This window comes from Wolbachia endosymbiont of Drosophila incompta (assembly GCF_001758565.1).
Lineage (GTDB): Bacteria > Pseudomonadota > Alphaproteobacteria > Rickettsiales > Anaplasmataceae > Wolbachia > Wolbachia pipientis.
On the sequence record NZ_CP011148.1, the window covers coordinates 1,075,866 to 1,077,870 of the forward strand.

Annotated in this window: 4 protein-coding genes; all 4 read right to left on the reverse strand. The window is 33.7% G+C overall.

From position 1 onward, the window contains the following. Window positions 1-304 (reverse strand): NADH-quinone oxidoreductase subunit A (ndhC, locus tag WG67_RS04885; protein WP_179945719.1); only part of this gene is annotated, 304 nt, incomplete at its 3' end. Window positions 305-322: 18 nt separating this feature from the next. Then, window positions 323-691 (reverse strand): HIT domain-containing protein, encoded by a 369-nt coding sequence (locus tag WG67_RS04890; RefSeq protein ID WP_010082356.1) that lies wholly within the window; start codon window positions 689-691, stop codon window positions 323-325. A gap of 3 nt (window positions 692-694) precedes the next feature. Then, window positions 695-952, reverse strand: a complete 258-nt coding sequence (locus WG67_RS04895) for a hypothetical protein (RefSeq protein ID WP_010082357.1) — start codon at window positions 950-952, stop codon at window positions 695-697. A 16-nt stretch (window positions 953-968) separates the two neighbouring features. Next, a complete protein-coding gene (locus tag WG67_RS04900) occupies window positions 969-1,736 on the reverse strand; it encodes a hypothetical protein (RefSeq protein WP_070356981.1) in 768 nt (255 codons plus the stop codon). Window positions 1,737-2,005: the final 269 nt, after the last annotated feature.

Consider the following 2,005-nt stretch of genomic DNA (forward strand, 5'->3'; position numbering starts at 1 on the left):
TGAGTATTGCAAGAAATACCATCATAGACCAAAATCCACCATAGCTTATCTTAGATAAAGAAACAGCCCAAGGAAAAAGAAAAGCAATTTCTAAGTCAAATATTATAAATAATATTGAAACTAGGTAAAATTTAATGTCAAAATTTTTCCTTGCACTGGATAGTGGATTGAAGCCACACTCATATGTGGAAAGCTTTTCACCATCTGGCTTACTCACTGCAAGAAACATAGGCAATATACCTAAAGCAAAAGATACTACAATTGATACGCAGATAAAGATTACTATGGTTAAATATTCGCTCATTTAACAAAACATATAACACTATGAGTTTACATGCTTTCCTAACTTTTTACCACCTAAAATATGCACGTGAAAGTGTGGTACAACCTGCTCTCCATTTTCACCGTAGTTAGTGACTAATCTATATCCTGTTTTTTCTAGATTATATTTGTGTGCTATCTCTCTTACAGTTTTGAAGAAATCCGCTATTTCCTCTTCAGGAGCTTTTAGAATGAAATCATCATATGAAATATATTGATTTTTTGATATAACTAAAATATGAACTGGTGCGTCAGGGTACTTATCATGAAAAGCTAGTACATTTTCATTTTCATGTACCTTCTCACAAGGTAACTCACCTCTTAATATTTGAGCAAAGATGTTATCGCTATCATAAACTTCATTGCTCATATTTTAAGAGCGACCTTTCCCTCTTTCTTCGTTTTTCTCTACATTAGGTGTAGATAGTGGTTTTATCGCATCACCAGAAGCATCTTCAAGATTTAAAGAGCTTACAAGTTCCCTTACTTTTACCATGTCCTGCTGTTCTTTCAAAAAGGGTTCTATTCCACTTACCCTTTTTCCAGTAATAACTCCTGGTTGTAAGTGATACATATCCCCAGGAACAGTTAGACTATGATGTCTTTCCTCTATTTTTTTAGCTTCACTCATAATACTCCCCTATAACTTATTTTTGCATTCCACAACTTTGCGACTTACCTGCTTTTATAGCTTCTTGCGCCCATTTTTTCTCACCTGAAGCTATAGTTTCTGAAGGCTGACCAACATCAGACTTCACAACTTTGTCTGATGACTGCTTTTGATTATCATATTCCTTATACAATTTTTCTGCAATACCATACAGCAATTTTAAGTCTGTGTGAACTTTAAATTCTCCACCAGTAATTTTTGCTAGATCTTTAAGGTTACCGTCAACTTTTTGTTTAATTTCTTCAATAGCAAGCTTTTTTATCTCCTCTGGACTCTTTCCTTTATATTTAATGTCTTCAATTATTTTTTTAACATCAACTTCAATTACAATTTTATTTTCTTCTTTAAAGATAGTTACATTTGGCAGGTTTTGCTTTATTTCACCTAATCGTTCTGGCGTCAAATAGGGTATATCCCCTGTCAGAGTCCTTGATGCTAAAAAGGTTACCTTTCCTGTTCCTTTCTTTTGCTCCATTATTTGGACACCAAGATCCTCACTAGCTTGTGTGGTTTCTATAGGTGGATCATATTCTTCAAGTGGGTTGCCAATAATAGAACGTCCGCCATTTTTTATGTCATGCCGCATTTCATCCCAGGACTTAAACCAATTCTTTGGCCATATAGGGTACACTGCACCCTTGACTAGAACTTTTACACCTCTACCCAGAAAACTTCCTACTCCCGAAGCTGCATTACCAACTTTAGCTAGTATAGAAGTAGATTTTTCATTTTTTCCTGTGAACATACATACCTCCAAGGTACTTTCTACAACTAAATACATTTTAATTATAGACGAAAAAATTTAAACTTCTATATCCATTATAAGATAGAATTATAGGGATTGCAACCATTATTTGCACATTGTCTAAAACATGTAGTATTTTCGCTACTTTTATTGTTCAATTTATTATAAAGAATACTCTAAATTATGTTTAAATGGAACACAAATAATATCATTGATGCAACTGGCGGAAGAGACGTAAATGGTTGTAATTGGATACATAGCTCAAATAT

What these genes read in the sequence shown, in the direction of transcription:
- WG67_RS04890 (WP_010082356.1), bottom strand. Translation starts at nt 691, where the DNA reads ATGAGCAATGAAGTTTATGATAGCGATAACATCTTTGCTCAAATATTA.
- WG67_RS04895 (WP_010082357.1), bottom strand. Translation starts at nt 952, where the DNA reads ATGAGTGAAGCTAAAAAAATAGAGGAAAGACATCATAGTCTAACTGTT.
- WG67_RS04900 (WP_070356981.1), bottom strand. Translation starts at nt 1,736, where the DNA reads ATGTTCACAGGAAAAAATGAAAAATCTACTTCTATACTAGCTAAAGTT.